Genomic DNA, 25,336 nt, shown 5'->3' on the forward strand with positions numbered 1-25,336 from the left:
AAGGAGCAAGAACATGAGCAAATTATACCGCTCAACGCGTGACCGGATGTTAACCGGCTTGTGCGGCGGAATTTCCGAAAGTATTGGAATGGATTCCACCCTGCTGCGTATCATCTTCGTCATCAGTATCTTCGTAACTGGCGGCACGTCGTTGTTAATATACTTTATTGCAGCACTGGTGGTGCCAAAGGAACCGTATCCGCCTTATGATCCGTATGGTTACGGCCCGGGCCCTGGTCCTGGCAGAGGATACAACAACTATGATCATCAGCCGCCAAGAGGTCCTTTTCAAAATAATCACAATCAACAAGGTCCTGGTAACTTCGGTCCCGGCCCTGGATACAACAGCAGACCTCAATCCGGTCCGCGTTCTTATGACAACAATGCCTACGGAGCAGGTGCACCACAAGAAAGTGAACTTGATTCCATGATGAAAGATATCGAGAAAAAAGCACTGAAAAAAGAAGTTGAAGAGCTTCGCCAAAAATTATCTCGTTACGAGAAGGGAGAAAAGTAAAATGGGAGTATTTAAACGGATTAAGGATATGACGAAAGCATCGGTAAATGATATGTTGGATAAGGTAGAGGATCCGATTGTAATGTTGAACCAGTACTTGCGTGATATGGAGGCTGAGATTCATGAGGCAGAGGTAACAGTTGCCAAACAAATGGCGAATGAGCGTCGCATGAAACAACGTCTGGACGAAGCAGAGCGTACTTCGGTACAACGTGAGTCCCAAGCAGAAGCTGCTCTGGCCAACGGTCAGGAAGAAGTGGCACGCAAATTGCTTGAAGAGAAAATCTACTTTGATCAAAAAATTACGGAGTATAATGAACTGCATGCACAGTCCGAAGCACAAGCAAAAGACCTGTTGCAACAGTTGCATGACATGAAAGATGAGTTCTACAAAATGCGTAACAAACGTAATGAACTCGTATCCCGTGCACAAATGGCAAAAGCCAAAAAACAAATGTCTTCCATTAACAGCCTGCATTCCATTGAAAGTGGTGGCGCATCACTAGGATTCCACCGCATGGAAGAGAAAATCATGCAACTGGAAGCTGAAGCGGACGTAGCTCGTGCACCTTATCGTAACACATCATCCACGTACACGAACCCTGTAGATGTGGAAAAACAGTTCAAAGTGGATCAGCAATTACAAGCCCTCAAAAACAAAATGGGCAGTGGTTCCAAGAATGAAGCGAACGGAACTTCAAAAGAATAACTGTTCGCCCCGTGGACAATATGATATTCTATAAATCGTGTATAATGTACGGTTGGTAGAACAAAAGTTAAGCCATACAGGACTTCATTGCCTGGTATGGCTTTTCCGTTGAATAAAGAAAGATAAACTTACAGAGGAGGTGCGGCGGGGATGAATAAGAAGAGTAAATGGCTAGCAGTTGTCATTATTATTATTGGCACCATGATGTTAGTGAATCAGAATATTAACTTGCTGACCGCTGCCGCACTAATTCTGTTAACGGTTGGAATGCTTCAGGTCCGCAAAGGAGATACTCGGAAAGGTTATCGGTATCTTGGCATTGGTGCGGCACTGTTATTGCTGGATAATTTAATGATTGTATTTTTGATTGTACTGGCTTCTTTAGCTTATTTTTATTCAAAAAACAAAAAGATTCATCTGGACGAAGCAGTTATGAAAAAACAAAATTTCATGGCCCGGTACTACTGGGATCAATCATCCTGGACGTTACGGAGTATGAGTCTGTGGCACGCCATGGGTGAAGTTAACGCCGATCTGTCTCTTTCGATTCCGGAGGAGAAACAAACAATCGTGTTGCTGCAAGGCGTTATGGGGAATGTTCGCCTTACGCTGCCAGAAGATTATGGTGTTGAGATTGAAGCATCGGTTCTTTTCGGTCGAATTAATCTTCATGGTGAACAAGATAGCGGCATGATGAACAAATTAGTATGGAGAACTCCTGGTTATGAATCCAGTGAACATAAAGCAAAATTTGTTATTTCTTATATTGTTGGCGACCTAAGCATAAGTAATCCGTAGTAAAATAGATGAAGAGAAGGAGGAGACCCCGATGAAGACAAAACGACATACCGACATGGTAACCCGAAGTATGGGTGAAGGGATCCTCCTGGTTTTCATTGTCCTTGCTGTTATTTTGTATGTATTGTATACATATGGTTATCTTGCTCCGTTTAAAGGCTGGAGTCATCTGATTCAATCGGGTCTTGCCTTATTGCTGCTTCTAATTGGGATTGGAGCGGTCTTTGGGTTCTATCAGAGTTATCGGGTTAAACGCCGGCTAGAACTACTGCGGGAAACTCTTCTACTGTGGGAGAAGGGCTCTCTATCACGCACTGTACCTGATCTGGGCGATGATGATGTGGGCCGTTTAAGTGAGCAACTCGGACGAATCGGCAAAAAGTGGGAAGATCAGGTATCTTCGCTCCAGCGATTGTCTACTCATAATGCACAGCTTGCTGAACAAGCCAGAATTACGGCTATTGTGGAAGAGCGGCAGCGACTGGCACGGGAACTGCATGATGCGGTATCGCAGCAATTGTTCGCGATATCTATGACAGCAACGGCCGTTGGACGGAAGATGGAGAAGGATTTTGAACGTGCTCAGCGCCAGGTGGCTTTAATTGAAGAGATGGCTTCGGTAGCACAATCCGAGATGCGTGCGTTATTGTTACATCTGCGGCCAGTCTATCTGGAGGGCAAACAACTCGAACAAGGTCTGCGTGATCTGGTGATGGAACTGAAAACGAAAGTACCCATGGATATTGTGCTCGAAATAGATGAAGACATCGATCTCATCAAAGGCATCGAGAATCATCTGTTTCGGATCGTTCAGGAGGCTATGTCCAATACGTTACGGCATGCAAAAGCGGAAAAAATGGAGATACGGCTCCAGCGCCGCACAGATGCGATTCGGGTACTGATTCGTGATGATGGGCAAGGCTTTGATCTGGATGAGAATAAACAAGCCTCCTACGGTCTGGCTAACATGCGTGAACGTGTTACGGAGATTGGTGGAGCCATACAATTTGTAACAGCGCCTGGTAAGGGAACGCGGATTGAGATTACGATACCTTTGATGAACGATGAAAGCGAGGAAGAACATGTCAATGGAACCGGAAGTCGAAACGGAGACGGAAACGTCGATCAAAGTATTGCTCGTGGATGATCATGAGATGGTACGTATTGGTCTGGCAGCGGTACTGGATACCGAAGATGGAATTGAAGTTGTTGGTGAAGCAGGCAGTGGAGAAGAAGGTATTCGGCTTGCGCAGGAATATAAGCCTGATGTTGTTCTGATGGACCTGGTGATGGAGGGCATGGATGGCATCGAGGCTACACGTCAGGTACTTAAAATGTATCCGGAGTGCAAAGTCATCGTCTTGACGAGTTACCTGGATGATGAAAAAATGTATCCTGTCATTGAAGCAGGCGCATTCAGTTATCTGTTAAAAACATCAAGAGCCAATGAAGTGGCAGATGCAATTCGCGCAGCAGCACGCGGGCAATCCGTTCTTGAGTCACAGGTGGCTTCCAAAATGATGAATCGATTCCGACAGCCACAGGCAGCAGCTCCTTTGCATGATGAATTGACGGACCGTGAGATGGATGTGCTCCGGTTGCTGGCCAAAGGCAAGTCGAATCAGGACATCGCAGATGACCTGATCATCGGCATTAAGACAGTCAAGTTTCACGTCACGAATTTACTGGCCAAATTGGGCGTAGACGACCGTACACAGGCCGCGATCTATGCTTATAAAAACGGACTTGCAGAGTAATAACAAGAATATATGCAATCACATAATTAAGCCAAAGAACCGTGCAGTAATGTACGGAAGTAATAGATAAGAGGACAGAAAGAACCTGAAGAAGCGAAGCAAAAGCTTTCTGAAAGAAAGCTACTTCGAAAGCATACACTTGCCTTTATCCCCGGATTTAATATTTATAAATGAAATCAAAAAATCTGGGGATAACAGCGATTGGAAGGGTGTACTGTCATCGGAGTGGCTAGTGTAAATATTGATGAGTTCAATTTAGATAGAAAAGTTTGAATGGAAAGCTCTGATCTGCCATGTAAGTGGTGGGTGGGGCTTTTTTTGATGTGTTTGGACGAAGTATAGCTGATGTGGGAAAGGGGCATGCTGTTGATAGATTCATAGAATGCAAGAAGGAACGGGGGATTCAAATGTTAAATCGTTGGATGACAGCAGGTATATTGGCAATGGCTATCATTATTCTTATCAGTGTGACACAGGTATATGCAGAGAAGAACGAATCCCAAGCAGCCCAACTGGAACAGTTAATCTATACTGCTGACAGCGTGATTGATAATGTGGATCGTCTGGTTATTAAATGGCAAGGAGAAGGCCGGGGAGATGCACAAGCGCAGGCTGTATTATTGGCTAATCACTTGGGGCTGGAACAACCAGTACGGGTTCGCCAGACGGGCCATAGTGTGTATCGCAGTGAGGGGGTTGTCAATGAAGCTACTGGAGAAGCAGGTGTACTGGTCAATGTCGTTGAGTCAGGAGACAACGGTTATTACGCCATCGTACAACTGTCAGGGGATGCGCACACGGATCGGAACACATTCATGACAGCACATGAACAGATCGGTCAGCTGCTTGTAGACTCAGGGATGAAGGCAAGCTGGAATATGTCTGTACAAGGTACGGCAGCTACTGTTATTCAACGAGATGCGAATCAACAGTTGGCACTGATCGAGAAAGACCTGTCCAAAAATGTGGATCTCGTTTCCGTTGAACGTTATACGGATGTAGCCAGCGCAAGTGTCTCTTATGAGGCGGCTGAACTGCCCCTGTCGATTAGGAGTGGATCGCATATGTTGAATATGCAGCTCGCAGTTCACCAGATTGGTGATGAGATGCACAATCGAATTACAGTGGGGTTTCCGGTGATTACGATTGAGTATTGAGGCTGGAATTTTCTAGTTATTCAGACAGTGAAGTGAGAATCTTTACTAGAAAAATCAGTTGGAAATAGTGCATCCGTTCAGTTGATATGCTAAAATGGCATCACATCCAAGAAGGAACTTGCTGGTAATTGACGGTTGTATGTCGTGCATATATAACACCATTACATAGCTCGGGGAGAGCATATAGGTTATCTTCCCGGAAGAAAGAGGAGCCCATGGTTGAAAAACAATCGCAAGATGAAGTACAGACACCAGGTGCAGTATTTTTCATTTTTGGAGCAACGGGTGATTTGGCCCGCCGGAAGCTGTTTCCGGCTATCTACAGTCTTTACCGTGAAGGCAAGCTTGCCGAGGACTTTGCGGTTATTGGCGTAGCACGTCGTCCGAGGTCCCCAGAAGAATTCCGGGAAGACATCTATGAATCCATTAAAGAGTTCTGCCGCTATCCGGCGGGGGAACCTGATGAGTGGAACGCTTTTGTCGATCATTTTGAATACAAAGCACTGGATATCAATAATGTGGACGGATTCAAAGAGCTGCGTGCGCAAACGGAGCATCTGGAATCGAAGTTTAACACGCCGGGGAACCGACTGTTCTATCTGGCACTGGCACCTGAGTTGTTTGGCAGTGTGTCTTACAGTTTGCGGGACGGCGGTATGCTGGAAAGTCGGGGTTGGAACCGTTTGGTGATCGAAAAACCATTTGGTTATGATCTGCAATCGGCTGAACATCTGAATGAACAGATTCGTGAGGTATTCCGTGAAGAGGAAATCTACCGGATTGATCATTATCTGGGCAAGGAAATGGTGCAAAATATCGAAGTCATTCGGTTCGGAAATGCTTTTTTTGAACCGCTCTGGAATAACAAACATATTGCCAACGTTCAGATTACGCTCGGTGAGACAGTAGGCGTGGAAGAACGTGGCGGTTATTATGATCACTCTGGTGCACTGCGTGATATGGGGCAGAATCATATGCTTCAGATGTTAACGATGATTGCGATGGAACCGCCGAGTCGCCTATTCCCGGAAGACATTCGGGATGAGAAGGTGAAGGTATTGCGCTCATTACGGGCCTTTACTTCGGATGAGGAAGTCAGCAACAACGTTGTGCGGGCACAGTATGCCGAAGGGGAGTACCGTGGCAAGCAGCTTTTGGGATATCGCCAGGAAGACAAGGTTGATCCGCAGTCGAATACGGAGACTTATTTTGCAGCACGTGTATTCGTGGATAATTTCCGCTGGGCGGGTGTTCCATTCTACATTCGGACAGGCAAGCGTCTTCCGGTGAAAACGACCGAGATCGTAGTAGAGTTCAAGTCGATGCCGAACAACGTGTATCTTGGGAAAAAGTATAAATTGGAACCGAATCTGCTCGTGATTCGGGTGAATCCGATGGAAGGCATATATATCAAGATCAACGCCAAAAAACCAGGCTCGGATTCCGAGATTCAGCCGCTCGCGATGGATTTCTGCCAGAGCTGCATGATTGGAATCAACTCGCCTGAAGCGTATGAACGTCTGCTGCACGATGCGGCAGAAGGGGATTCTACGTACTTTACCCGTTGGGATGAAGTGGCGACAGCCTGGTCTTTTGTGGATCGGATCGCAGCAGCCTGGGGACAGAATCAGGGAGAGCTTCATACGTACCCTGCTGGAACCTGGGGACCAGAAGCGACAGACAAGCTGCTGGAGCAGGACGGATTCCACTGGTGGCCGGTGAATGGTCAGGATGAGGACAGCGTGATCTGGCAAGTAAATGGGTAGGGTAAGGACATTAACAGCATAGACAACATGACTGAGCCTGGGTATCGCAAATTTTGCGGTGTACTCAGGCTTTTTAGCGGGGAAAAGGAAGGCATCCATCAAAAGGAAATAAGTAATATAAATTAAGTTGTTGACAAAAAGTAAGTATGTAACTTATACTCAACACATGAGTTAAAGAGTTACGCCAATGACAAACTACATCCGGGCCAACGTTTCGGATAAGTGATCATTCATGAGATAAAATGTAAACCAGTTGAAGGGGTTTCGTCACAGAGAATCATGAAAAAAATGTGCATAATATCTTTAATCTGAGAATACTATTTTGTATATATCGAATGGAGGAAAAAGAAAATGATGTTGGATGTAGGGTTGTTATTGATTCGTTTGGTGATTGGATTGTCGTTCATGGCGCACGGGGCCCAAAAGCTGTTTGGTTGGTTCGGAGGTTACGGAATCAAGGGTACAGGCGGCTGGTTTGAGTCGATGGGCATGAAGCCAGGTGCATTGGTGGCTTTACTGGCTGGACTCGCGGAATTCGGTGGCGGTTTGCTGCTGGCTCTGGGTCTGCTTACACCGGTAGGCGGCATTCTGATTGCATTGACGATGGTCATTGCGATTGTGAAAGTCCATGGTGCGAACGGTTACTGGTCCACGCAGAACGGATTTGAATATAATCTCGCGATTCTGGTGATTGGTGTAGCGCTGGCCCTGACTGGTGGCGGACAGTACGCGCTGGATGCATTGATTTTCTAAACCCGATAAATAAAAATGAATGAGGAGTGCCTGGATGCCATGATTATGGCTGAAGGGTGCTTTTTTTTTGCAAGTGAAAAGAGAAGAATCTGCGGTAGTAATCGGTTATTTTCGGTACAGATTATGGTACAATAGGAGAGTTGGGTTAAGAAGCAGTTCACGGTATGGATGAAAGCACAGATTTGAGGAGGATGAACTCCATTGTAAATGTGTAAAATTAATCTAGTGTATGAATACCTCGTATGCAAAATGACTAGTGTACAATCAACCGGCCTCGCCGGATTGCATAAAGATTGAATGATCGACCGGCCATGCCGGATTAACGTGAATGAACGGACGAAAGGGATTAAACCTATGAGCAAAGCTGCAAATGATATTCTTCAACAGGAAGTGGACAAACGCCGGACGTTTGCCATTATCTCTCACCCGGATGCGGGTAAAACTACATTGACTGAGAAACTGTTGCTGTTCGGGGGCGCGATTCGCCTTGCGGGAACGGTAAAAGCTCGGAAAGCCAGCAAACACGCAACAAGTGACTGGATGGAAATTGAGAAACAACGGGGGATCTCGGTTACTTCTTCCGTAATGCAATTTGATTACCTGAACCATCGCGTTAACATTCTGGATACACCGGGTCACCAGGATTTCAGTGAAGATACGTATCGTACACTGACGGCTGCCGACAGCGCGGTCATGTTGATTGACGTGGCGAAGGGTGTCGAGGCACAGACGATTAAGTTGTTCCAGGTATGTGCGAAGCGTGGGATTCCAATCTTTACGTTTATCAACAAACTCGACCGTGAGGGTAAAAGCCCATTTGACCTGATGGAAGAACTTGAAAATGTACTGGGTATTCGTTCCGTTCCAATGAACTGGCCAATTGGTACAGGTCGCGAACTATGCGGTGTATATGACCGGATGAAAAATCAGGTGGAGTTGTTCCAAGGGGACGATCACTCGACAATTAAAGTTCAGAAAGTAGACGGTTATACAGATCCAATTATTCGTGAGATGGCAGGAGAATATCTGCATGATCAGTTAATTCAGGATCTGGAGCTTTTGGACGTTGCGGGAGATCCGTTTGATATGGAGAAAGTTCAACGCGGCGAATTGACGCCTATTTTCTTCGGTAGTGCGATTAACAATTTTGGTGTGCAGACTTTCCTGGAGAACTTCCTGGAACTGGCACCGAAGCCTGAACCACGTCGCAGTACGGCAGGAGAAATCCAGCCAACGAATGAGAAATTCAGCGGTTATGTATTTAAGATTCAAGCGAACATGAACCCGGCACACCGGGATCGTATTGCGTTCCTGCGTATTGTATCAGGCAAGTTCCAACGCGGAATGAGTGTGAAGCATACTCGTGTAGGTAAAGAGATCAAGCTGTCACAGCCACAGCAATTCCTGGCACAAGACCGGGATATTGTCGAAGAGGCATATGCCGGTGATATTATCGGTTTGTTCGATCCAGGTATCTTCCGGATTGGCGATTCATTGAGCCAAGGCAGTGAGGTTGTCTTTGAGGAGTTGCCAACGTTCTCGCCAGAGATTTTCGCCAAAGTTACCGTAAAAAATGCGTTGAAACATAAACAGTACCAAAAAGGGATTGACCAGTTGACGGAGGAAGGAACTATTCAGGTGTTCCAGACGGCAAGTTTCGACGAGACGATTCTCGGCGTAATTGGTCAACTGCAGTTCGAGGTATTTGAATACCGTATGAAAGGCGAGTATGGGGTAGATGTGCAATTGCAGCGCATGCCTTATCAGTTCGCTCGCTGGATCGTGGACGAGAATCTGGACGCAAGCAAATTCCGGATTAACTCTGCGCTTGTGAAAGATAAAAAAGGAAATTATGTCGTGCTCTTCGAAAATGAGTACGCCATGAGAACGGCTATGGATAAAAATCCTACAGCTAAGTTCCTGGAGACTGCACCTTAAGTGCGAGCAGACAGACGTAATCCGGCTAATCATTGAAGGGTTGGTTGGATGTAACAAGCTGCTATCATGAGGTAAAGCTTGAACAAAATAAGATCCCTCCGCCGGTTGGCGGAGGGATCTATTGCTATACACCTTACTTCGAGGCGGGTATGATCCAGCCGAATAAGGGAAAGCTTTCTTTTGCAGACAGAACAAACGGTTTGATGGTTACCTTGCCCCTCAATGCTTCAATTAGCGAAGCGGTTGAACGGGAATGGTGTGCAGATGCTCCTGCGCAATTTGAATGAGTTCTTCCTGCTTGGCAGGTTCTGTGTTCTTCCAGATCATCTCGAAAATGGCGCCAAGTCCAGGTAAAGCAGCTTCCGGTCCATCTACTGAACCTTCAATCATCTCCCGGAGCTGATCATCACTCTTGTCATGAACTTTATGAACAATCGCTTCACGCAGGCTTAATGTAATGGGCATCGCAATTCCCTCCTCGTATATTCGGCTGCTCTTATACTGTTCCCTGGGAAGCGCGAGCGCATTCAAGTTTATCGGGCTTTGTGGTATACTACGAAGGATTATTTACGTTAGCATGGGTATCCGTAATGATGCGTCATGCTGAAGTGCAGCGGGAGGTTAAGACCCTAATGGCCAAGAAACAGTATGCCGTAATTGGCATGGGACGGTTCGGATCAAGTGTTGCCAATGCACTGAGCGGTATGGGATTCGACGTGCTGGCAATTGATGCGGACGAGCAGCGGACACAGGAGATGTCCAATGTGGTGACTCATGCGGTATCGGCAGATTCAACAGATGAAGAAGCGCTGCGGGCGCTGGGCATTCGGAATTTCGACGTTGTCGTTGTGGCAATTGGTGAAGATATTCAGGCGAGTATTCTGACAACCCTGATATTGAAAGATATGGGTGTACCGGTCCTGATCGTAAAAGCTCAAAATGAGCTTCATGGTAAGGTGCTGCAGAAGATTGGAGCAGACAAAGTCATCTATCCTGAGCGGGATATGGGATTACGCGTAGCCCATCATCTGACCTCGCCTAACATACTGGATTACATTGAGTTATCTGAGGATTACAGTATTCTGGAGATGAGAGCTTCCGAGCAAATGATCGGCAAAAACCTGATGGAATTAAACATCCGTGCACGTTTTGGATGCAACGTCATGGCGATTCGTAGTGGGAACTCGATGAACATCTCGCCATACGCGGAGGACCGGATTGAAGTTGGTGATGTGCTGGTCATTGTGGGTCACAAGGATCATTTGACGAAAATGGAACTTGCATATCCGAAGTGATGGATGCAGATGGGAAGGATGGAAAGATGGATATTGTATCACCGCAAAATACACGTGTAAAAGAATGGGCACAGCTGCTGGAGAAAAAGCATCGTACCCGTCAACATAAATATATCATTGAGGGTATTCATCTGGTACAGGAAGCATTGCGCGCCAGAGCAGATCTGGAGTGCATTGTGTACGACGGAGAGCAAGGCGTACCTAGCGAACTGGTCGGGCTTGAGAACCCGCTACAGCGTGTAGAATGGGTCAGTGTATCTCCTGCGGTTATCGCCAAATGTACGGATACGATGACACCGCAGCCTGTATTCGCGATTGTGCGTAAAGGCAGTGAGCCACTGGAAAGCCTCATTGACGGCGCGCGCGGGCTTGTTGTGGTACTGGATGGGGTGCAGGACCCAGGAAATGTGGGGACGATTATTCGGAGTGCGGATGCAGCTGGAGCAGCGGGTGTCGTACTTGGCGCAGGCTGTGCGGATGTATATAACCCGAAGACGATTCGTTCGACGATGGGATCATTGTTTCATTTGCCTATTGTGGAGGGCCAGTTGGAGTCCTTGCTTCCCGAAGCGAAGGCTGCGGATGTGAAGCTGGTAAGTACTTCTTTGCAGGCAGAGCATTCTTGCTATAGTTATGATTTTACGCAATCGGTATGGCTTGTGATTGGCAACGAAGGCAAAGGCATCTCGGATGCTACGGCACGCTTGGTGGATGATGCGATTACGATTCCGATGCAGGGGCAGGCAGAGTCGCTTAACGCGGCAATGGCGGCAACGATTTTGTTGTTTGAGGCGATGAGGCAGCGGATGGTGTAGGTAGTAAAGGAAATATCTTGATGAGCTGAACGTACAAGAGGCTGGATACGGATTGGAGATTGATGCAATCCAATTTCCAGTCTTTTTTTATTCTTATTTAAGTTCGTTCCAAGCATCTTCTTTATAAAAATTAATTCTTTACTGTTCGTTCTAGAAATGATATGCTAACAGCAAGTTAGATCTAACTGTTTTTTTTACACGTTTGAGAATGATCATTCTCGAAACTGGAATCATACTAATCTAAAGGCTACGAGGGAGAGAATAAGATGAAATATACCGTAATCACAGGAGCAAGTTCAGGGATTGGATATGAGACGGCATTGGCGTTTGCAGCACGAGGGAAAAACTTGATTTTGGTAGCTAGAAGATTGGATAAGTTGGAAGAGCTTAAATCCACCATTCAGAGTATCAATCCTAAAATGAGTGTTATTGTTCACACAAGTGACCTGTCTGTTACGGCAGAGGCTTACGCACTGTATAACGATTTGAAGGAATATGAAATCGAGACTTGGATTAATAATGCTGGGCTTGGAGAAGGTTCGTTCGTTGCTGAACAGAATCTGGATAAAGTAGAAACCATGCTGCGTGTTAACATCGAATCGTTGACCATCCTATCTACACTGTATGTACGAGATTATGCGAATGTCGAAGGTACTCAATTGATTAACGTCTCATCCGCACTTGGATATGCCATTGCTGTAGGCAGTGTTGCTTACTCTGCATCGAAATACTACGTTAGTGCCTTCACCGAAGGTCTTGCCAAAGAACTGGAACTGAAAGGTGCAAAACTGAAAGCGAAGGTGCTTGCACCAGCGATCACGGAAACAGAGTTTGTACAAAAATCAATCGATGCTGAAGGATTTGATTACAAAGCCAATATGTCCAAATACCATACAGCTAAAGAAATGGCGGGCTTCATGTTAGATTTGTATGCTCGCAACGATGTGGTTGTGGGGATTGTAGACCAGAACTATGATTTCCAACTGACGGCTCCGATGTACCCAGTGATCTCAGAACTAAGTTAATTCAGAAGCATCCACGCATACATCTTTTTACCAAATCTCAAATAAGAAGAGGAGTACATCCCATTGGAAAAGATATGGAGTAAAACAAAGATTGGCAACATGGAATTGCCTCATAGACTAGCGATGGCACCCATGACACGCAGTCGGGCGCAAGAAGATGGTACACCTGGAGAGTTGGCTGCACTTTATTATGCTCAGCGTGCGACCATGGGACTCCTGATTACGGAAGGTACACAACCCTCGGATGATGGACAGGGGTACTTGTGGTCACCTGGCATCTATACCGACAAGCATATTGATGGATGGAAAAAGGTAACGGATGCGGTGCATGAAGCTGGCGGATATGTATACATCCAATTAATGCATGCGGGTCGCATGTCACATCCCGACAATACCCCGCATCATCGCCAACCGGTTGCTCCATCTGCCATCGCACCGGGTGTAGAAATGTTTACGGCTACAGGGATGCAGGATATCCCCGTTCCCCGGGAATTGAGTCAGGAGGATATTCAAACGACCATCGCCGATTTCCGTAAAGCAGCAGCCGCAGCGATCGAAGCAGGGGCGGATGGCGTCGAAATTCATGGAGCCAATGGATATTTGATCAATCAGTTCTTCGGAGAGAATTCAAATACGCGGACAGATGAGTATGGGGGATCTATAGAAAATCGTGCTCGGTTTGCAATTGAAGTAGCGAAAGCTGTTGTCGAAGAAATTGGAGCAGAACGTACCGGCTTCCGAATCTCTCCAGGAACACCTCTTGGCGGAATTCAGGATGGGGAACAAGGTCCTGAACTTTATCGTTATCTTGCCAAAGAATTAGCCCAATTGGACTTGGTGTACCTTCATGTTATGCATCTTGGAAATGAAGAACTGCTCCAAGACATTCGTTCAATTTGGCAGAATCCATTGTTGGTCAACCGGGCCGGAAGAACGTTAGAAGATCTCAGTGCAGATATAGATCGAGGTCTGGCTGATCTGGTACCGGTTGGTGTATGGTCTTTGGCCAATCCGGATTTGGTGGAACGTCTTCAACAAGGTGCATCACTGAATGAAGCAGATCCTGCAACCTTCTTTGGTTCAGGAAGTAAAGGGTACACGGATTATCCTACGTTGGATGAATTGAAGTCACAAGAGGGGCAACACTAGCACCAACCATGGAGCATGGCGTACAACTGAACCTTGTTCGCCATGTTCCTACATCAGTTGAACGAATCATTTACACGATAACGTAGAGGACAGAAAGAACCTGAAAAAGCGAAGCTACAAGCTTTCTGAAAGAAAGCTCTTCGGAAGCATACACCTCGCCTTTATCACCGGATTTTCCCTATAGAAAGGGAATCAAAAAAATCTGGGGATAACAGCGATTGGAGGGTTGTTCTGTCATCGTAGTGTCAGTGTAAATAATCTTTAGTTCAACTTCTATAGTCTATAAGCAAAGGAAGAGGATAACTGATGAGAGCAGCTCAGATTCTGAAGTACTCCAAAAAAATCCAAGTGAAAATCAATGATATCGAGATACCTCAGATTCAGAGCCATGAGGTCCTTGTCAGAGTAAAAGCTGCGGGTGTAAATCCGCTGGATATCTTGAATATGAATGGCAGTGTTCGGATGATTGCCGACTATAACTTACCTTTAACTTTAGGTAATGAATTATCAGGTGTCATTGAAGCTGTTGGTGATGATGTTTTGAATTTTAAAGTGGGCGATTCGGTCTACACAAGGTTACCTCTGAATAAAATTGGTGCTTTTGCTGAATATGCAGCCGTGCATGAAAATGCTTTGTCCATGATGCCGGAGAATTTGTCCTTTATTGAAGCTGCTGCAGTACCTCTTACTGCCCTGACCGCTTATCAAGCATTGCATGATGTACTTCGAGCTGAACCGAATAAAAAGCTGTTTATACCTGGAGGAACTGGTGGTTTCGGTGCGATGGCTATCCCGATTGCCAAGTCTATGGGATTAACGGTTATCACAAGTGGCAGTGAGAGAGGAAGAGCACGTACTCTATCCATTGGAGCAGATCAATTCATTAATTATAAGACGGAGCATTATGCTGACATCCTGTCCGACATCGATTATGTCATTGACACTTTGGGTGCTGACGAGATCAAAGCTGAATTGAGCATTTTGAAACCACAGGGTAAATTAGTTTCTTTGAAAGCGGGACCCAATTATCGCTTTGCAGTAGACAGTCAATTCCCGTTGTGGAAAAGAGCTTTGTTTGGTCTTGTGGGTGCACGCCTGGATTCATTAGCACGTAAAAATCAAAATGAATATCGCTTTATATTTGTACAATCCAGTGGGATTCAATTACAAGAAATCACAGCTCTTGTAGAAAAAGAAGATATCAAGCCCTCGATCGATTCTACTTATACATTTGCTGACATTGAAAAGGCATTAATTAAAGTATCAACGGGTCACTCCCAGGGCAAAGTCATTGTTACCTTCTAAAATCTCGTTAAGATGATGCTCATGCTATTCAATGTTCATTTTCTGAACAGGAGGGAAGCCAATGGCGAGAAACAAAGAGTTTGAAGAGTCAGCTGTACTGGATAAAGCGATGAGACTTTTCTGGAAACAAGGTTATGAGAAGACGTCTATGACAGATCTGGTCCATCATATGGGAATTCATCGTAGAAGCCTGTATGACACATTTGGTGACAAACATACCTTGTTTCTGAAGGCAGTAGATCTGTATGATCACAAAATCAGCTCAGCTCTTGCGGCAGGTGTAAAGCGTTCTACAACGGCAACGGAAGCACTTCAGTTTATATTTTCCTCTTTAATTCATGAAGAGGAGCATCCTTCATCAGGCTGCTTGATTGTCAATTCGACGGTAGAATTGGCGGCACGCGATGACGACATGAACAACCGATCGACGGAGATGTTTGCAAATACGGAGAAACTCATCAAGGACATGATTGTGTGGGGACAGCAAGAAGGTGAATTCACAATGGAGTACAACGCCGAGCTATTGGCGGAATATTTGCATAATGTAGGCGTTGGGCTAAGGGTGATGGCCAAGACTTCAATAACCGAGGAAAAACTTCTTCGTATAGGGAGGCTATCTATGGATCTCATACTAAGGTAGTCTTTTTTCTACCTTTTAAAGAATGTTCGTTCTAATATGGGTGTTCCAGATGAGACATAAGTTATAGATAAGAAAAGAGAGGCAGGTAACGGTATGAGAAAGACAGTTCTGATCACAGGGGTCTCAGGTGGGATCGGTAAAGAGTTAGCTGATCGATTTGCCGAAGGTGGACATCATATTGTGCTGGTAGCACGAAGCGAGGGTAAGATACAGGATCTAGCTCAGGAGTATCAGAAAAAGTATGGCATTCAGGCGACGGTTATCGCCAAAGATGTGGCAGCACCTGGGGTACCACAGGAGATTTATCATGAGCTGAAGGAAAAGGGGATTGTTGTTGATTATCTTGTCAACAATGCAGGCTTCGGTCTGTTCGGGACGTTTATGGAAACGGAACTGGACCAGGAAGTCAATATGATTGACGTGAATATCAAGGCTTTAACCATCATGACCAAGCTGTTCTTACCGGATATGATCCAACGTGGCCACGGCGGTGTGATGAATGTGGCTTCGTTGGTAGGCTTTTTCCCTGGACCGATGATGTCGGTATATTATGCAACAAAGGCATACGTGTTATCGTTCACCGAAGCTTTGGAGAATGAAGTAAGCGGAACGGGTGTTACGGTAACGGCACTGTGTCCAGGCCTGACCTCCACCGGCTTTGTTGATCGTTCGGGTATGGGTGTCTCGAAGATGCTGCAGGGCCCTATCATGGAAGCGGGGCAGGTGGCTGAAGAAGGGTACCAAGGTTTCTTGCGTGGCAAGACGTTAATTATGCCTGGTGCTCGGAACCGATTCATCGCGTTTATGCCGCGGTTGTTGCCGCGTAAGATGATGACTCGCATGATTAGATCCTCACAGGATAAGACAGGACATTAAACATCTAAAAAGGAGCTGGTCGATTTGATCTTTTATGATTCCCCCCAAGCAACCGTTTCATGGAATGAGGAAAATAAGGTAGCTGTTTTGCAATGGAAGAGCTTTGCACAAGGTGAACAATATCGTACACCGCTAAATAAATTGTTGGAGTTAGCGGTGCAAAAACGCTCGAATAAGACGTTATACGATAGCCGTCACTTGGCTGTTATTTCGCCAGATGACCAAGAGTGGGTTGCACAAGAGTGGCATCCGAGATCACTCGAAGCAGGACTAAAGTATTCAGCACTGCTAGTTCCCCATAAAGCGATAGCTAAATCGAGTGCAAACCGAATGCTCTCAGGAATGGACATATCCAATCCATCTCAAGAGTTTCATGACATAGATGAGGCATATCATTGGCTGGCAACCGTAAAATGAGAAGATAGCAAAACATCATTTGCATAATTTAATACGGTTACTAGTTACTATAGCGAGGATAAATCAGCTTTCCTCCAATTCGCTTGTTTTACTGGCTCCTTCATCTTGTCTTTTACGACAAACATACACAAAAGCAGGTGGGAAGCTGAGGGGTTCAAATTGAATTTTCTCGATCTCAAATAACTCAGCTAAACGTTTCTTCATATGAAGTGAGTACTGGTACAAAACTAATATGCCTCCAGGTCGCAGCGCTGTATGGATCTGTGACAGGATATTTTGTCTCATTTCTCTGGAAAAATTAAAGAAGGGCAGTCCGCAAATGATACTATCCAGCTGTTGCACATGTTCTTGATGAATTCTTTTCAACAGATAGGATGCATTCGAATGGAACTTGAATTCAGGATATGTCCTCATCAGATTACTTCTCATTTTGGGGTCTCTTTCAAATAAAAATACGGTTGCCGAGTTCGGTAAATGTGCTCTCATGAGACGTGTGACGGCACCTGTTCCTGGCCCCAACTCAGCAATAGTTCTGATCTCATCCCATGGTATAGATTGGACGATTTTACGAGCTAGAACTTTAGAACTTGGCAAGACACTGCCTACTCGTTTGGGATTCCTCAGAAATCCTTGCAGGAAAAGAAATGGTTCGGGTGTTTTCATTGTGGTATCCTCCATGATTGAATTCATTGAATGGTTCACTTGATGTTGGAAGGCAAGCTTAGCTGGAAGACGAATACGTTAAGTGTATGTTGTAGTGTTAAAGTCCCCTGGTGTAACTCCGCAATGTTCCTCGCAATAGAAAGACCCAGACCCGATCCTGATTGAATGCCTTCGCTATTCCTCGAATAATCCACTTTATAAAAGCGATCGAACAGTCTGTTTTTTTGTTCTATCGTTAGGGGCATGCCTTTATTCTCTACTTCAATGGTAACGTGATTATGCCGCATACTCATTCGAACGTGAATCGTACCTGGTTTAAAGGAATACTTCAATGCATTCATGAGAAGATTGTCGATGGCTCGTGCAATTTTATCACTATCCAGGGAGACCATGATTGGAGCGTCACCGAGTTTTTTCTCAATATGAACCCCATTCTCCTGAGCTAAAGGCTCGAATTCAAACAACAATTGATCCAATAGCTGACATAGGTCAACCTTTTTCAAATCCAATTGGGTGTTCACTGCGTTAAGACGTGTGTATTCAAATAAATCATCGAGTAACTTCTTCAAATGCGTTGCTTTGTTATAGGTGTTTTGAATGAAGCGGTCATACTCAGCTTTGTCTTGAAAAGATTCTGATTTGAGAAGTTCAATATAACCAATTATGCTGGTAAGCGGTGTACGCAGGTCATGTGAGATGCCTGTGATCATGTCCATCTTGGATTTTTCCAACTCGCGCTCCCTGCTCATCTGTATCTGCAACTGTTCAGTCATATGATTAATGTTGGAAGCAACCCGGCCCAGTTCATCTTCTCGAACTACAGGAACCCTGTAGTTTAAATTACCTTCAGATATGATATGAAGCCCTTGCTCCAGTGAAATGATGTCTCTTACAATTTTTCGTGTGGAACCCAAAAAAGTAAGCGTAAAAATTAAGATAAATATAGGTGTCAGAATATAAGGGAAGTAGTTGAGAATCCAGTTCCACTCCGAACCTTCACTGATTTTTGCCACAATCGTAATAAGGATATTATTGATAATCACTGATCCGACAATTGAAATTACAAAACTGATCACCATTCGATTGAGGATATGGATCTGTATTTTTTTCGTCTGCTTGGATTGCTGTAATCGTTTAATCAATTTTATAACCTACTCCCCATACCGTTTTAATATACTGAGGTTCTCGTGGAGTCGATTCCAGCTTTTCTCGCAGATTACGAATATGAACCATCACCGTATTATCCGAATACCCGTAAGGTTCTTTCCATACGGTTTCGTAAATCTTCTCGGAGCTGAATACTTGTCCGGGATGACTCGCAAGTAACACCAGAATGGAGAACTCCAGAGGGGTTAGTGAAATATCATTCTCTTTTAACTTTACTGAATGCTTGCTTGTATCAATGACAAGGTCTTTAATGAGGATCAGTGAACTCGATTCCGGTTTCCCGATCAATGTTTGACGTCGGAGCTGAGCCTTAACGCGAGCCAGTAATTCTAATGGATTAAAGGGTTTGACCATGTAATCGTCGGCCCCGGTAGTCAAGCCTGTAATTTTATCAATGTCTTCTTCCTTGGCGGATAACATAATAATCGGAGTGGTCGATACTTCTCTTATTTTGAAGCAGGCTTTGATTCCGTCCATAATGGGCATCATAACATCTAATATGACGAGTTGGACTGATGTTGTATTGATAATATTTAGCGCTTCTTCGCCGTTGGCTGCTTCAATGACCTGATATCCTTCGTTACGTAAATAGACATGAATGACATCACGGATATCGGGTTCATCATCAACAACAAGAATGGTACTCATGATTCAACACTCCTTTTTTGCTCTAATCTAGATAACATTTTAACTTCTTATCAAGAGGATAACATCAGTGTAAGCGATAGTCAGGAATGTTTAAATTGTTTCCTTTTTGCGACAGACATAAACGAACGCAGGTGGCACATTCAAAGGCACTAATTCTATTTTTTCGATGATAAGGTGTTCGGATAATAATTTTTTCATTTGAAGTGAATATTGAAAGGCGATGAATAATCCTCCAGGTTTGAGTGCTTTATGGATCTGCTCTACCAACGTAGCTCTTAATTCAGGCTCAAAGTTAAAGAAGGGCAACCCGCTAAAAATGTAATCCAGTTGCTGAACTCCCTCTTGATTCATGGATTCAACCAATCGAGCGGCATCTGGATAACAGGAGAACTCCTTGTATGCCTTCTGAAGATTATTCCTCATTGTGTCGTTCATCTCAAACAATAGGACTTTGGTGGAGTCCTGCACCTGTTGTTGAATATAACGAGTGATTGGCCCTGTACCCGATCCGAGTTCGGCAACTGCTTTTGCCTCCGGCCAAGAGGCTTGATTCACCATTTTGTTGGCGAGAAACCGGGAACTGGGAATGATGCTGCCAACATGTTTGGGGCTTTGAAGAAAGCTTTTCAGAAATAATAGTGGTTGATTGGAATTCATGTGTGTGGTTCCTCCGTATATGTGATGGTGTGTTAGCAAAACCAGTTAGAGATGTAATAATTGAAGCGTGGATAAAATAGGACCGCCGAAGTAGATTCCCGCTGTAAAATACGTTAAGGTCCATAACAAAGCACTGGAATATGAGATGAGAGCAAATTTTCGATAATGCACACCGCTCATTCCAATAAGCAAAGGAAGAACATATCGCACAATTGGAATGAACAAACCAATGCACATCGCCCATTTGCCACTCTTATTCAAAATCAGTTCGGCCTTGACGAAGTGTTTATGATGTTGAAATTTGGGTTTTATCTTGGTTCCAAATAATCTCCCTGCAAAATAAGCAAAGGTAATGGCCGTTAGTAGTCCTGATAAAATACAGAAGTATGTGATCCATGAATTGATAACTCCAGTGTGGGCTAGAATGGCACCACTGATAATCGTGATCTCGTTCGGAATTGGAATGCCGAAAGGCCCTAATGAGAAGGCAAAATAAAAAATCAGATATCCATACTGATGAAGCAGCTCCAAGATCGTATTACTGATCATTGTTTTGCCTCCTCTCTTGTTGATATTGCAAGCATAATGAATAAAACTAAGGAATTAATGAGCATATTTCTGAAGAAAAACTAAAGATTACATAAGCAAAGCCAAACAACTAGATTTAAGAGAAAAAGCCTTGCCCATGTACTGGCAAGACTTGAATAGGTGGATATTCAGGAGCATCAGCACGGAATAGATGCGCATAAATGAAGAGCCGAGACGTCATAATGACGTCCCGGCTCTTCTGTATGTCCCATGAATGCGACTATATTCGGAATCCATTTATTGTAGGAAATAGAACCAGCTAAATTTTATGCTTGCAACAACAAACAAAGCTATCCATCCCCATAGAAACAGTAAACGTAAAGGTCGTGGAATCAGTAAATATTCTGAGTACAACTTGGTGAAAAAATTCATCATAGTACTATCCTCCGCTAGGTTAGTCTCTAAATCATATTAAAGATCTAAAAATAATCTTATAATGCAGATGCTTAACATCCATTTATATCAAAAATAGGTATATTATATCATGATAAACACCAATAAATTCGTGTTATTTAGAAATAAGCAAATAATTCGAACGATATGATGCGGGCATGCCAATATATAGTGTAAGAAGGAAGGAGATGGATAATGAGTGATCAAGATGAGTACATACAACTTGTAACGTTAATACGTGCGGGGCATGAAGAAGCATACGGAGAATTATATGAGAAAACAGTAACGGGAGTATATCGGACTGTACGATTTCTCATCAAGGACGAGTCTGACTCGGAGGATGTCGTACAGGAAATTTACATTCAGGCGTATCGATCATTGGCGCGATATGATGCGGAGCGTGCGTTTCGTCCCTGGTTAATGGGTGTGACGATGCGACATGTCCAGAGTTATCGACGCAAAAGGTTGATGCAGTTTCGGTTTGGCAAGCGAATCGAAAAATCTGACGTGGGATTGGAATATGATTTTTCCACTGATCTGGTCAACAAACTGGCAAATCGTCCTCTGCTGGAACAGGTACGTCGTTTGCCGTACAAGCTGCAGCAGGTGATCACACTTCATTATTTAAATGAATACACGCAAGAGGAGATTGCTGGCATATTGGAGATTCCGCTTGGAACCGTGAAATCGCGCATACATGCGGCGCTGGCGAAGTTGAGACAAAAAGAGAAGATGAATCCAAGGTTGCGGGGAAAGGTGGAGGATCTGCATGAGACTCGATGAAGAGTTGCGAATAGCCTACCAGGAAGAGACTAAAGAGTGGTCCGTTCCTGCAAGAATTAAACATAAAATGTTGGATGGTATTCGAAGTGATTCTCACATTAGAAGATATCGAAAAAGATGGCTGGTCACTGGGCTATTGGCTGTTGTACTCATTATTCCCACCGGAGCCTATGCAGGGTACACCTATCTCGCAGACGAATTATATGGTTCACAGGAAAATATCGCTGCTATGGGCGGAACAGCTGAGAATTATATGAGGTTGGAAGCGAAATTACAGACGGCCAAGGCGCATTTCAGTGAAGAAGAATTTGTTCAATATATGAACCTGCTGAAACAAATGGGGCAAATGGCGGTAAATCTTGCTGATTCTAAGGGAAACATGCATCCAGAGCAGTGGAGTACAGTGGAGCAGGAACGATATAACCTTCTTGTAGCTGAGTTGGAACCGTTTTTTGAGAAGCTGGAAGCTGTGAGTGTGGAGTCCTCCAAAAAACTGATGGATGAGCAGCAATTTTGGACAGAACAGTTGGAACGGGCAGAGGAGACATTTACCAAGGAACAATATCGTGAGTTCAAGTCGGACTATGATCAGATGAGGAAATACAAAGTTATGGTGATGGACAAGGATGGAAGTATACATGAGGAACGATTGTCAGCGGAGCAAAAGGATGAATTGAGGCAGCTTGAGAGACGTCTAATACCCTATTTAAAACGATTGGGGCTCGATGTGCGTTGAGTCAGGTGAACTGTGAAAACAGGAGAAGAGGCGAAGGTGAATTTTTTCGCTTCTTTCTTGTTGCTGTATCCATTACTTCCTCCCTTGTACCTTCAGCCGATATTGATGCGGTGTGGACCCTATGACGGAACGGAATACTTTACAAAAGTAAGACGGACTCGTCATACCAACACGGTGACCGATTTCGGGAACGGTGAGTGAGGAACGGGTGAGCAGCACACACGCATGACGAATGCGGGTAGCTTGGGCATAAGCAACGATTGTGGTGCCAGTCGCTTTTTTGAATACATGAGATAGATGATAGGGGGATAAGTGAAGTGTATCTGCGATATGATCCAAACGAAAAGGCTCGTGGTAATGCTGTTCAATCCACTGCATGATGGCTTCGGCATGAGGATGAAGCATTACTGAACTGGATGCAGAATGTGCCTTTAGATCTTGAATGACAACATCTTTCCATAAGTAACGAAGTTGCGTAAGTGAATCAAGTATAAAGAGACAAGTATCCTCCACAGCTTCATGAGGCATTAGTTCTGGATAGGTCTTATCAAATTGTTCCATTCGTTGAATGAGTGGGGAAGTGGCAGGAAGTCGGATCGGCTGAATCGGAGATTGCTCTCCTAGCAGGTCATGTATGAAACGCTGAGTCGTCATAAAATGCGACCAATGTGTCTTTAATATTTCAAGTTCAAACATAAGCACGTTTCTGATGAAAGGCTGCTGACTGGATATTTGAATCTGAAAGTGGTGCAATTGAAAAGGTCGAAAAATCAAAAGCATACCGGGTTCAAGGGGAAAAACCTGACCTTCGGTTATTAACTGCCCGTAACCTTCGTGGATATAGGTTATTTCCATCTGGGAATGAGCATGGAACACTTCGCGAAACGTAGTGTTAGATGTAAGTCGACGACAGGCCAGATCAAATTGGTTTCCCAGAATGATGGACATCATGAATACCTCCCTATCATGCGCAAGATAGTTATATTTTACCACAAGATGAACACATAAAAGCGCTTTATTATTGTGTATTGTGAAGGGAACAAGGGAGGTATATAACGATGTTAAGAGTGGCGATTATCGGAGCAGGTGCAATTAGTGGAGCACATATCTCAGCATACTTGGCATTCCCTGAGCGGTGTCAGATTGTTGCGGTGGTGGACATGTACGTGGATAAGGCACAGAAGCGAATTAAAGAATATGGACTGGAAGGAGCACAAGCTTTTACGGATTACACAGAGCTATTTGCGCAAAATATTGATCTAGTATCCGTCTGTACGCCGCCGTATACGCATGCTTCAATTGCGTGTGATTTCATGCAAGCAGGTGCACATGCATTGGTCGAAAAACCGATGGCTTCTTCCCTGGAGGAAGCGGATCTGATGCTGAAAGTAGCGCAAGAAAGTGGCAAGTTACTATCCGTAGTAGCACAGAATCGATTTACGACACCGATGATGAAGTTAAAAGGTGTGCTGGACAGTAAACGGATGGGGCCTATTGTACATGTGCAGGTTGATTCATTCTGGTGGCGAGGCCACAATTACTATGATCTGTGGTGGCGCGGGACATGGGAAAAAGAAGGCGGAGGCTGTACCCTTAATCATGCGGTACATCATATTGATGCGATGTTATGGATGATGGGACCTCCGGTGGAATTGCAGGCCATGATGGCGAATACGGCACATGACAATGCCGAAGTTGAGGATATATCCATGGCGATGCTGCGCTTTCAGGAAGGGGCGCTTGGCATGATTACCAGTTCCGTCGTACATCACGGAGAGGAACAGCAGTTAATTTTTCAGGGTAAAGAAGCCCGTGTATCGGCACCTTGGAAAGTGGTTGCTTCTACCGCACGGAATAACGGATTTCCGGAACCCAATCGAGAGTTGGAACAACAGATTCAGAAGCTTGTTGACGAATTACCGGATGTGACTCATGTCGGTCACGCTGGGCAAGTGGAGAATGTGTTAAACGCGATTGAGACAGGATCACCCCTTCTGGTGGATGGTCAAAGTGGTCGGAATACACTTGAACTGATTGTAGGCATCTACAAATCTGCTAGTACGGGAGAAAAGGTTGTTTTTCCACTAGGGGCGGAAGACGCATTTTACACAAGAGAAGGAATTATGCAACATGCTGTACACTTTTATGAAAAAAAGACGACGGTGGAGAACTTCGAGGATTCGAGTATTACGCTGGGTAGCAAGCTGGACTCGTAGTTTTATATGTGAAAAAGATGCCTTCTCACAAAAAAAGTGAGAATGGGCATCTTTTTTAGGTATGAGACACCTTCTTGCTCTAAAAATACAATAATTGTATCCATTCACATTTGTGAAATGACGTTATTACGTTATCTTACTGTGCACCATTATTATTTGAAAATTAAATTAATATGATATGGCTTTCTCAAAAGGTTATAGCCACTTATCAGCCCAACGTTCCACTGCGCTTAGTGCTCTCCCCAGTTCCGTGCCTTTTCGTGACAACATATATTCAGTCCGAACTGGACGTTCAGTGACCACATGGCGAACCACAAGTCCTTCTTCCTCCAATTCCTTCATTCGCTCATTTAACACACGTTTGCTCAAGTCAGGGATATAAGCGTGAATCTCACTGAAGCGTTTGGGCTCCTCCATCAATGCATGAATAATGAGGGCTACCCATTTTCGACCAATGATCTGATAAGATTGTTCCACTTTTGTGCATATTTGCTTGGCATTCTCATCATCGCTCATGATTGTACTCCTTTGATTTAGTATTGCCTGTAATATCATTAGTATACTTATT

The 25,336-nt window shown here is 44.5% G+C and carries 28 protein-coding genes; 20 read left to right on the forward strand and 8 right to left on the reverse strand.

What is annotated here, in order from left to right:
- The first annotated feature begins 13 nt into the window (after positions 1-13).
- From ACX9NY_RS28745 to ACX9NY_RS28785, 9 genes are all read left to right on the forward strand, one after another.
- Complete coding sequence (locus tag ACX9NY_RS28745; protein WP_278298326.1) at positions 14-517, forward strand: PspC domain-containing protein; 504 nt, start codon at positions 14-16, stop codon at positions 515-517.
- Position 518: 1 nt separating this feature from the next.
- Positions 519-1,226, forward strand: coding sequence for a PspA/IM30 family protein (locus ACX9NY_RS28750; protein ID WP_339237651.1), 708 nt, complete (start codon positions 519-521; stop codon positions 1,224-1,226).
- 150 nt (positions 1,227-1,376) lie between these two features.
- Positions 1,377-2,024, forward strand: a complete 648-nt coding sequence (gene liaF / locus ACX9NY_RS28755; protein ID WP_472476403.1) for a cell wall-active antibiotics response protein LiaF — start codon at positions 1,377-1,379, stop codon at positions 2,022-2,024.
- Positions 2,025-2,055: 31 nt separating this feature from the next.
- Positions 2,056-3,171 carry a sensor histidine kinase gene (locus ACX9NY_RS28760; protein WP_339237647.1) on the forward strand — a complete coding sequence of 372 codons (1,116 nt, stop codon included), beginning with the start codon at positions 2,056-2,058 and terminating at the stop codon, positions 3,169-3,171.
- Entirely contained in the window at positions 3,113-3,781 is a 669-nt protein-coding gene (locus tag ACX9NY_RS28765; RefSeq protein ID WP_091020933.1) for a response regulator transcription factor, read from the forward strand. The genes ACX9NY_RS28760 and ACX9NY_RS28765 overlap by 59 nt, the downstream gene beginning before the upstream one ends.
- Before the next feature lie 407 nt (positions 3,782-4,188).
- Positions 4,189-4,938 carry a YwmB family TATA-box binding protein gene (locus ACX9NY_RS28770; protein WP_472476406.1) on the forward strand — a complete coding sequence of 250 codons (750 nt, stop codon included), beginning with the start codon at positions 4,189-4,191 and terminating at the stop codon, positions 4,936-4,938.
- A 215-nt stretch (positions 4,939-5,153) separates the two neighbouring features.
- Positions 5,154-6,704 carry a glucose-6-phosphate dehydrogenase gene (gene zwf, locus ACX9NY_RS28775; protein ID WP_472476408.1) on the forward strand — a complete coding sequence of 517 codons (1,551 nt, stop codon included), beginning with the start codon at positions 5,154-5,156 and terminating at the stop codon, positions 6,702-6,704.
- Positions 6,705-7,058: 354 nt separating this feature from the next.
- The gene (locus ACX9NY_RS28780) at positions 7,059-7,457 is read left to right on the forward strand and encodes a DoxX family protein (protein WP_024634146.1); all 399 of its coding nucleotides are present in this window, start codon (positions 7,059-7,061) and stop codon (positions 7,455-7,457) included.
- A 354-nt stretch (positions 7,458-7,811) separates the two neighbouring features.
- Positions 7,812-9,395 (forward strand): peptide chain release factor 3, encoded by a 1,584-nt coding sequence (locus tag ACX9NY_RS28785; protein ID WP_339237639.1) that lies wholly within the window; start codon positions 7,812-7,814, stop codon positions 9,393-9,395.
- 231 nt (positions 9,396-9,626) lie between these two features.
- Here ACX9NY_RS28785 and sspI read toward each other — a convergent pair whose 3' ends face one another.
- Entirely contained in the window at positions 9,627-9,860 is a 234-nt protein-coding gene (gene sspI, locus ACX9NY_RS28790) for a small acid-soluble spore protein SspI (protein WP_036673259.1), read from the reverse strand.
- A gap of 128 nt (positions 9,861-9,988) precedes the next feature.
- Here sspI and ACX9NY_RS28795 point away from each other — a divergent pair, with 128 nt between their 5' ends.
- The 8 genes from ACX9NY_RS28795 (at position 9,989) to ACX9NY_RS28830 (ending at position 16,917) form a co-directional block, all read left to right on the forward strand.
- Positions 9,989-10,690: a potassium channel family protein gene (locus ACX9NY_RS28795; protein ID WP_472479435.1), complete on the forward strand. Its 702-nt coding sequence runs from the start codon at positions 9,989-9,991 to the stop codon at positions 10,688-10,690.
- 26 nt (positions 10,691-10,716) lie between these two features.
- Positions 10,717-11,505: a TrmH family RNA methyltransferase gene (locus ACX9NY_RS28800; RefSeq protein ID WP_472476410.1), complete on the forward strand. Its 789-nt coding sequence runs from the start codon at positions 10,717-10,719 to the stop codon at positions 11,503-11,505.
- A 266-nt stretch (positions 11,506-11,771) separates the two neighbouring features.
- Entirely contained in the window at positions 11,772-12,530 is a 759-nt protein-coding gene (locus tag ACX9NY_RS28805) for an SDR family NAD(P)-dependent oxidoreductase (RefSeq protein WP_472476412.1), read from the forward strand.
- Between the two features lie 63 nt (positions 12,531-12,593).
- On the forward strand, positions 12,594-13,679 hold the full coding sequence (locus ACX9NY_RS28810; RefSeq protein ID WP_472476414.1) for an alkene reductase: 1,086 nt from the start codon (positions 12,594-12,596) through the stop codon (positions 13,677-13,679).
- A gap of 306 nt (positions 13,680-13,985) precedes the next feature.
- Positions 13,986-14,984, forward strand: coding sequence for an NADP-dependent oxidoreductase (locus ACX9NY_RS28815; protein ID WP_472476416.1), 999 nt, complete (start codon positions 13,986-13,988; stop codon positions 14,982-14,984).
- Between the two features lie 61 nt (positions 14,985-15,045).
- A complete protein-coding gene (locus tag ACX9NY_RS28820) occupies positions 15,046-15,624 on the forward strand; it encodes a TetR/AcrR family transcriptional regulator (RefSeq protein ID WP_472476418.1) in 579 nt (192 codons plus the stop codon).
- 93 nt (positions 15,625-15,717) lie between these two features.
- The gene (locus ACX9NY_RS28825; protein ID WP_472476420.1) at positions 15,718-16,500 is read left to right on the forward strand and encodes an SDR family NAD(P)-dependent oxidoreductase; all 783 of its coding nucleotides are present in this window, start codon (positions 15,718-15,720) and stop codon (positions 16,498-16,500) included.
- A gap of 24 nt (positions 16,501-16,524) precedes the next feature.
- On the forward strand, positions 16,525-16,917 hold the full coding sequence (locus ACX9NY_RS28830; RefSeq protein WP_472476422.1) for a hypothetical protein: 393 nt from the start codon (positions 16,525-16,527) through the stop codon (positions 16,915-16,917).
- Positions 16,918-16,980: 63 nt separating this feature from the next.
- Here ACX9NY_RS28830 and ACX9NY_RS28835 read toward each other — a convergent pair whose 3' ends face one another.
- The 5 genes from ACX9NY_RS28835 to ACX9NY_RS28855 all read right to left on the reverse strand — a co-directional run bounded on the left by ACX9NY_RS28835 (position 16,981) and on the right by ACX9NY_RS28855 (position 20,601).
- The gene (locus tag ACX9NY_RS28835) at positions 16,981-17,580 is read right to left on the reverse strand and encodes a class I SAM-dependent methyltransferase (protein WP_472476424.1); all 600 of its coding nucleotides are present in this window, start codon (positions 17,578-17,580) and stop codon (positions 16,981-16,983) included.
- Positions 17,581-17,615: 35 nt separating this feature from the next.
- Complete coding sequence (locus ACX9NY_RS28840; RefSeq protein ID WP_472476426.1) at positions 17,616-18,722, reverse strand: sensor histidine kinase; 1,107 nt, start codon at positions 18,720-18,722, stop codon at positions 17,616-17,618.
- Positions 18,715-19,395 (reverse strand): response regulator, encoded by a 681-nt coding sequence (locus ACX9NY_RS28845; RefSeq protein ID WP_472476428.1) that lies wholly within the window; start codon positions 19,393-19,395, stop codon positions 18,715-18,717. The genes ACX9NY_RS28840 and ACX9NY_RS28845 overlap by 8 nt, the downstream gene beginning before the upstream one ends.
- 90 nt (positions 19,396-19,485) lie before the next feature.
- A complete protein-coding gene (locus tag ACX9NY_RS28850) occupies positions 19,486-20,052 on the reverse strand; it encodes a class I SAM-dependent methyltransferase (protein WP_472476430.1) in 567 nt (188 codons plus the stop codon).
- 45 nt (positions 20,053-20,097) lie between these two features.
- Entirely contained in the window at positions 20,098-20,601 is a 504-nt protein-coding gene (locus ACX9NY_RS28855; protein ID WP_339237616.1) for a DedA family protein, read from the reverse strand.
- Between the two features lie 627 nt (positions 20,602-21,228).
- Here ACX9NY_RS28855 and ACX9NY_RS28860 point away from each other — a divergent pair.
- Positions 21,229-21,816 carry a sigma-70 family RNA polymerase sigma factor gene (locus tag ACX9NY_RS28860; protein WP_472476432.1) on the forward strand — a complete coding sequence of 196 codons (588 nt, stop codon included), beginning with the start codon at positions 21,229-21,231 and terminating at the stop codon, positions 21,814-21,816.
- Positions 21,803-22,552 (forward strand): DUF3600 domain-containing protein, encoded by a 750-nt coding sequence (locus tag ACX9NY_RS28865; RefSeq protein ID WP_472476434.1) that lies wholly within the window; start codon positions 21,803-21,805, stop codon positions 22,550-22,552. Before ACX9NY_RS28860 ends, ACX9NY_RS28865 begins: the two co-directional genes overlap by 14 nt.
- A gap of 72 nt (positions 22,553-22,624) precedes the next feature.
- Here the strand turns inward: ACX9NY_RS28865 and ACX9NY_RS28870 are convergent, their stop codons facing one another.
- The gene (locus ACX9NY_RS28870; RefSeq protein WP_339237607.1) at positions 22,625-23,503 is read right to left on the reverse strand and encodes an AraC family transcriptional regulator; all 879 of its coding nucleotides are present in this window, start codon (positions 23,501-23,503) and stop codon (positions 22,625-22,627) included.
- Between the two features lie 107 nt (positions 23,504-23,610).
- Here ACX9NY_RS28870 and ACX9NY_RS28875 point away from each other — a divergent pair, with 107 nt between their 5' ends.
- Positions 23,611-24,768, forward strand: a complete 1,158-nt coding sequence (locus ACX9NY_RS28875) for a Gfo/Idh/MocA family protein (RefSeq protein ID WP_472476436.1) — start codon at positions 23,611-23,613, stop codon at positions 24,766-24,768.
- Positions 24,769-24,963: 195 nt separating this feature from the next.
- On the opposite strand, the gene ACX9NY_RS28880 is transcribed toward ACX9NY_RS28875, so the two are convergent.
- Complete coding sequence (locus tag ACX9NY_RS28880; RefSeq protein ID WP_036605715.1) at positions 24,964-25,284, reverse strand: winged helix-turn-helix transcriptional regulator; 321 nt, start codon at positions 25,282-25,284, stop codon at positions 24,964-24,966.
- Between the last annotated feature and the right edge of the window lie 52 nt (positions 25,285-25,336).

This window comes from Paenibacillus sp. CB74 (assembly GCF_055687625.1).